Genomic DNA, 237 nt, shown 5'->3' with positions numbered 1-237 from the left:
ACCAAAAAAGACGATCAATCAGACGCCAAAAACGACGGTAAAAATGGCGATGATTCTGATAAGAAAGACAAAGATAGTAAAGATGATGACTCTAAATCTAGCGAAGACAAAGAATCTTCTTTAAAGGACACTGCTACCACTAAAGCTAAAGAAGTGGTTGGCACATTAGCGGACAAAGCTGCCGATGCGATGGAAATGGCTGCTAAAAAAATTAAAGAAGCGCGTAAAGACAAATAA

At 38.4% G+C, this 237-nt stretch carries 1 pseudogene; it reads left to right on the top strand.

Annotated elements, in window-relative coordinates:
* A pseudogene (locus V7D75_RS11145) lies at positions 1-237 on the top strand (hypothetical protein); the annotation flags it as partial.

Source organism: Psychrobacter sp. (assembly GCF_036731945.1).
Classification (GTDB): Bacteria; Pseudomonadota; Gammaproteobacteria; order Pseudomonadales; family Moraxellaceae; genus Psychrobacter.
The sequence above is the reverse complement of the archived record's forward strand: the minus strand, read 5'-3'. Positions and strand labels throughout refer to the sequence as shown.